Origin of the sequence: Aeromicrobium sp., from assembly GCF_014378035.1 — a bacterium.
Taxonomy (GTDB): Bacteria; Actinomycetota; Actinomycetes; order Propionibacteriales; family Nocardioidaceae; genus Aeromicrobium.
The window spans coordinates 1-5,909 of record NZ_JACMOM010000263.1; the positions used below are offsets into that span (position 1 = coordinate 1).

Annotated in this window: 7 protein-coding genes and 1 pseudogene; 5 read left to right on the forward strand and 3 right to left on the reverse strand. The window is 67.5% G+C overall.

The annotated features are described in order from the left end of the window. Positions 1–196, reverse strand: a 196-nt coding sequence (locus tag H7290_RS13710) for an SDR family NAD(P)-dependent oxidoreductase (RefSeq protein WP_290514576.1), incomplete at its 3' end; no start/stop codon positions are given. Positions 197–607: 411 nt separating this feature from the next. Here H7290_RS13710 and H7290_RS13715 point away from each other — a divergent pair. The 4 genes from H7290_RS13715 (at position 608) to H7290_RS13730 (ending at position 4,056) form a co-directional block, all read left to right on the forward strand. Beyond that, entirely contained in the window at positions 608–1,255 is a 648-nt protein-coding gene (locus H7290_RS13715; protein WP_290514577.1) for a GntR family transcriptional regulator, read from the forward strand. A 142-nt stretch (positions 1,256–1,397) separates the two neighbouring features. Further along, entirely contained in the window at positions 1,398–2,354 is a 957-nt protein-coding gene (locus tag H7290_RS13720; RefSeq protein ID WP_290514578.1) for a flavin reductase, read from the forward strand. A gap of 33 nt (positions 2,355–2,387) precedes the next feature. Beyond that, positions 2,388–3,407, forward strand: coding sequence for an LLM class flavin-dependent oxidoreductase (locus H7290_RS13725; RefSeq protein ID WP_290514579.1), 1,020 nt, complete (start codon positions 2,388–2,390; stop codon positions 3,405–3,407). Then, positions 3,394–4,056, forward strand: coding sequence for an enoyl-CoA hydratase/isomerase family protein (locus tag H7290_RS13730; protein WP_290514580.1), 663 nt, complete (start codon positions 3,394–3,396; stop codon positions 4,054–4,056). The genes H7290_RS13725 and H7290_RS13730 overlap by 14 nt, the downstream gene beginning before the upstream one ends. Positions 4,057–4,148: 92 nt before the next feature. Here the strand turns inward: H7290_RS13730 and H7290_RS13735 are convergent, their stop codons facing one another. Then, positions 4,149–4,769 (reverse strand): TetR/AcrR family transcriptional regulator, encoded by a 621-nt coding sequence (locus tag H7290_RS13735; protein WP_290514581.1) that lies wholly within the window; start codon positions 4,767–4,769, stop codon positions 4,149–4,151. Beyond that, on the reverse strand, positions 4,766–5,539 hold the full coding sequence (locus tag H7290_RS13740; RefSeq protein WP_290514582.1) for a citryl-CoA lyase: 774 nt from the start codon (positions 5,537–5,539) through the stop codon (positions 4,766–4,768). The genes H7290_RS13735 and H7290_RS13740 overlap by 4 nt, the downstream gene beginning before the upstream one ends. Positions 5,540–5,663: 124 nt before the next feature. Between H7290_RS13740 and H7290_RS13745 the strand changes: the two are divergent. Then, positions 5,664–5,909 (forward strand): annotated as a pseudogene (locus tag H7290_RS13745) (CoA ester lyase); the annotation flags it as partial.

The window sequence follows — 5,909 nt, forward strand, 5'->3', positions numbered from 1 at the left end:
CGGCCCGGCTGCCGAGGGCATCGAAGAACTCGGTCTCCATCGCGCCCGGGCAGACTGCCAAGACATGCAGGCCGGTGCCGCGGGCTTTCTCCCAGAGGGACTCGGTGAAGCTGAGGACGAAGGCCTTCGACGCGCCGTAGGTGGCGAGGTAGGGGGTCGGCTGGTGCCCGAGGAGGCTTGCAACGTTGACCAGCACGGCTTCGTCCGCTGACGTGAATGCGTGGAAGTAAATGTGGCTGAGGGGCTGGCAAGGGGATGGGCTCGGGTCGTATGCTCTGGCCCGTCGACCATCATCACTCCGTCGGCATCGGCAGCGATCAACTTGTCGGCCGGTTCGAACCCGGGACCGAGCAGTGTGAAATCTCGCGGAAGTCGTCGCGGCACCGTCCACACGTGGCGGGTACGGGCTCGTCGGTGGTGCCGGGTTCGGGTGTGCGGGCAAGGATGGAGACTGGTGAGCGGGGACCACAACCGCGGCAACGCATACCTGATATACGCTGTGTCCGACGAAAGGGGCCTCGTGGACAGTTCATCTCAATCGTCTGTCGACGCGCTCGGAAGCCCGTGGCGACGCCCCGGGGGCAGCAGCTCGGTGTCCCACCTCGGGATGACCGTTCGCGATCGCGCCGCAACGGAGCTCCGCCACCGGATCCTGCTGGGCTCGTTGGCCGCAGGCGATCGGATCGACCTGGATGGACTCGCGGCGGAGTTCGGCACAAGCCGTACGCCGATCCGCGAAGCCTGTCTCGACCTCGCGAACGACGGGCTCGTTCGGCTGGCTCCTCGCAGCGGAATCACGGTGCTCGGGATCACCAACTCGGACCTGCTCGACAACTTCGAGCTCATGGCGTCGCTCTCGGGGATGGCTGCCGGCTGGGCGGCGGAGCGAGCCGACGATGTGGAGCGGGCTCGCATGCGCTCTCTGAGCGATGCCGTGGCCGAAGCCTCTACGACTGGCGGCGATGCTGCTCTGGCCAACTTCGAGTTTCATCGCAGCGTCAACCAGTCGAGTCACGCTCCGCGCGTCACAGCCCTGATCGCCCGGGCCGCTCGGCTGTTCCCGGAGCGCCTGTCCGACGTCGTGCCGGAGCAGGTGAGCTGCAGTCTCCCGGAGCACGCAGAGATCGTCGATGCGATCGACGCGCACGACAGTCGCCTGGCGCGGTCCGTCATGGAAGGGCATTTCCGGCAGGCTGCGGATCGCCTCCGCCAGCACCTGGCCGGTCGCGTGGACGACCGCTCCGGCGGCCGTTAGATCCGGGTACGGCTCACCCCTCACTGTCCGGCGGGATCGGCGGGATCCTTTCCTTGAGGAGGATGTATGTGATATATTAGATGTAAGAGATTTGCCTTTTGGTCGTAGGCTGCCCCGTCGGTCGGCCGGAGAGGAAGCACCCATGAACCAGGCCACCACCGAGAACCGAGTGACGGGGCACCGCACCGCTGCGCTCCTTGATGCGCTCGAGCGCGCTTGGGGAAACGGCGAGGTCGACGTGCTCGACACGGTGCTCGCCGAGTCCTTCGTGCGTCACGGTCGCACCTCTCTGCAGACGCGCGACGAACTGAAGGCATCGATCATCGACATGCGACGGGCCTTCCCTGATCTCACGATGACGGTCGAGCGGGTCATCGAGGGCACGGACGAGGTCGCGCTCTACTGGACCAGCAACGGCACGCTGACTGACACCTACCTCGGACTGCCGGCCACCGGCCGGACGTACTCGGTCTCCGGTGCGACCTTTTCGCGCTTCGACGGCGACGTGGTCGCCGAGGAGTCGGTCATCTACGACCGGCGAGGCAAGTACTCGTCACTCGGGGTGCCGCTCAGTGGAGCGAACGAGGTCGATGTTGACTCGGCTGCCGGACCGGACGCGGTCCGTGCGATGCATCGCACGATGGTCACCGGCGTGACAGTCGTAGCGACGGACAGCGAGGGTGAGGCCCGCGGACTCGCGGTCAATGCGTTCGCGAGCGTGTCGCTCGAACCACCTCTCATCCTGATCTGCGTCCAGAAGAACAGCTCGACCTACTCGCACCTGATCGCGTCGAAGTACTTCGGTGTCAGCGTCTTGGCGGCCGACCAGATGGGTGTGGCCCGGGTCTTCGCGACGAAGCAGGAGCGCAAGTTCGACCAGGTCGAGTGGCACCGGGGAGAGCTCGGCGTCCCTCTTCTGGACGGTGCCACATCGACCATGGAGGTCGAGCTGCAGGACACGCTCCATGCCTCCACGCACACGATCTTCATCGGTCGGGTCAAGGCCGTCGCAGGCACCAACGCGCCCCCGCTCGTCTACACCGGCGGACAGTTCTTCGACGGTGGGCAGTTGGTCCCCGCCGAAGACCTGACTGCCTGACATCCACTCACCCCTCAACCAGGAGCCACGAACATGACCGACCTCGAGATCTACAGCTACATCAGCCCGGCGTCCTCCGGACAGTCGATCGCCGACATCACCACGAGCATGGCGGGCGTCGCCGGCCTCGACCGTGGCCTCATCGGTTACCACAGTTTCGGCCCCGACGGATTCGTCCTCGCCGGTCTCACACTGGCTGCGAACCAGGACGTGACCGTCCTGATCGCACATCGGCCCGGCGTCATGGAGCCGCCTGTCGCGGCGCGCGCACTGAGCACGTTGAGCCGCATCTCGGGTGGTCGAGTCGACGTGCACATCCTCGCCGGCGGCGCCCCGGGCGACCAGCTCCGCGAGGGTGACTACGTCGGGCACGACGACCGTTACGTGCGAGCGAGCGAGTACGTCGATGCCCTCCGCGCGATCTGGGCGGCAGAGGAGCCGGTCTCGCACACGGGCCAGTACTACACGTTCGAGGACGCCCGTCCGAACGAGATGAGGGCCGAGCCGATCCGTATCCACATGGGTGGCGCGAGCGCCGCAGCACTGGAGTTCGGTGCCTCGAAGGCTGACGTCTACATGCTCTGGGGCGAGCCCCAGGCAGACGTCCGCGCCCGGATCAAGGAGATCGAGGACAAGGCGGCCGGCTACGGGCGACCGCGACCGCGCATCAGCCTGAGCTTCCGGCTCTACCTCGGCAAGACCGAGGAAGAGGCCTGGGAGCGCGCCCGCAGCGAACCGGTTTACCAGAAGTTCATCGCCAAGGGTGGCCAGGTCTCCGAGCGGGTCCACGCCGAGGACGCTGGTCGCAACCGCCAGCTCAAGGCCGCGCAGGAGGCAGAGATCCACGACGACTGCATGTGGACGGGGGTCGTGGCCGCCATGAACGGCCTCGGCAACGCCTCCGCCCTCGTCGGCACCGAGGACCGCATCATGAAGACGCTCGCCGCGTACCGCGAGATGGGAGTCGACAGCTTCCTCATCTCGGCCGAGGGTGGCGAGTGGGACGAGTCGCTCGCACCTGTCGCGGAGAGGATGCGCCGTGAGCTCTCCTGACGTCGTCAAGCTGAGGCGTACGTCGGACGCCACCGCGATCCTGACGCTGGCCCGGCCCGATCGTCGCAACGCAATCAACAGCCAGATGGCGGCCGAGGTCGCCGACGCCGTTGCGACGATCCAGGAGTGGGGTGTCCTCGTCGCGACGCTCGACGCGGAGGGCCCAGCATTCTGTGCCGGAGTGGACCTTGCCGAACTCGAGACGGGGGGTGCTGCGCTGGACTCGATAGTCGAGTCGCTGCTCGCTGCGCCCGTGCACTGGACCGCCACGGTCCAGGGCGCCGCCCGTGGTGGTGCGTTGGCGATCCTCGCAGTCTGCCCGCGTGTCCTGGCGGGCGCTTCGTCCAGCTTCGGGCTGCCGGAGCTGTCGCAGGGATTCTTCCCGACCGACCTCATGAGCACCCAGGTCGCGAGCGTGGGCGCCCGGCAGGCTTTCGACCTCGCCTTCAGCGCGGCTCCCATCGACGCGACCCGAGCGCTGCACATCGGGCTGGTCTCCGAAGTCGTCGCCGACGACGAGCTCGACGACCACGCCACCGCACTGACGGCTGCACTGGCGACGGCGAGCCCGGATGGACTCCGAGCCGGTGTCGCCGCGTGGCAGGCGACCGCGCGCATGGCTGTGCCCCCTGCTGATTCGGACGCCTGAAGCGAGTCTCCAGCGTCGGCGTCGAGCATCGATCCGGTCGGATATCGTCCGCTGCCAGCCAAGAGGTACGTGACCGGCTGGCGGACAAGAACTCAGTCCGGCCGGTGAAGACTGCGGACCGCCAGGCGGGCGTGGTGTGCCGCGACGTCGTGAGCGGCGAGGGTGCCGTCGCGGTGGAACCACCGCCGGGTCCCGTTCGCCATCGACAGCAACGCTCTGGTCGTCAGCATCAGGTCCTCCTCCGTCGTCGTGGCGGCGTGCGCGTCGACGGCGCGCAGGAGCTCAAGGAGGGACTGCTCATGGATGTGTCGGGCCTCGACGAGCGCCTGCCACCAGGCGTCGACGGACCTCACGACGTGATGCTCCTGGCCGTAGAGGGCGGCGACGGAACTGTGCTCCAGCACCCATTCGACATGCCGGCGGATGAAGATCTCCACGGCCTCCAGTGGTCCGGGCGGCGGGGTGTCGACCTCCTCGACAACGAAGGCGTGGAGCTGTTCCTGGGTGCTGAGAAGGACCCGGAACAACAGCTGTTCCTTGGACCCGATGTAGTAGTAGAGGCTTCCCTTGAGGATGCCGGTGGCATCGGCGATGTCCTGCGTCGTGGTCCGTTCGTAGCCCTGCTCCGCGAAGAGCTGGCCGGCCGCATCCATGATGGCGGACTCGCGACGGCGCCCCTTCTCGCCGGTCGTGTGCTGGTCGCCTCGGCTCACGACGGCAGCGGTCCGGTGTACTCGACGGACTCGGACGACGCGTGACGCCACCGGTTGCCCTGCTCGAGCTCTTCCACGACGTGGGCGGTCAGGCCCAGCGAACGCGCGGCGATGACGACACCGCGGATCGAGCGCCACGGGAACCCGAGGTCGAGCAGGATCGCCGCGAGGGCCCCGGTCACGTTGGCCCGGCGCAGATTGTCCCGGCCCGTCGACTCTCCCAGCGCCGAGCCGAGCACGTCGAGCGTCTCGCAGAACCGGCCGTCGACGCCGAACGACTGCGCCAGGCCGAGCAGCTGGATCGCCCGCGGGTCGCCGCCGGTGTGCTGGGGGTGACCGAATCCGGGCACCTGTTCGCGTCGCTGCTTGCGGTCCGCCACGAGCCGGGCGCACGCCGCGGCGACGTCGGCGTCGCCGTCCGCCTCGTCGAGGATCGCGGTGAGGATCTTGCCGACCTCCTCGCCCGAGCCCCCGTGCCAGTCGGCGATGCTGAGCGTGGCGCCGGCCATGCTGGCCTGGATCGGTGTGCCGCACGAGGCAAGGGTCCTGGCGATGATGGTGGTCGGCGAGATGCCGTGGTCGGCGAGGGTCACCAGGATGGCATCCAGCATCTGACGCTCCGGCGCGGTCGGCAGGTCTCCCCGCATCAGCAGGAATGCCATGTCCGCATAGGTCACCGAACCGACGAGATCGGTCAGCCGATGGCCACGGATGATGACGTCGTCTGCGTTGACCTGTGCGATCGCGGTGCGCCAGCTCATGTCGGACATCGTGGGTCTCCTCAACTGCGCAGCCTGACGCGCCGCTCGACGATGGCCATTTTTGACCATCGTTTGAATACTAGCCGTCAGCCGTCCTACGATGTGGCTCGACCGTCGATTTCGAGGAGAACCCATGCGTAGCCCACGAGACTTCTTCCTGCCGCTGGCGATCGGCGCTCCTGAGCCGCCCCGCGTCATACCGCCTCTGGCCTCGCGGATGATCCACTTCTTCGATCCTTCGAACGCTCGCATGCTCGACAAGCTGCCGGCGCTCGCACCGACCGTGGACGTGCTCCTGGGAAATCTCGAGGACGCGGTCGAGATCGACAACAAGGAGGCCGCGCGGGCGGGGCTCGTCGAGGTGGCGCTGACCGTCGAC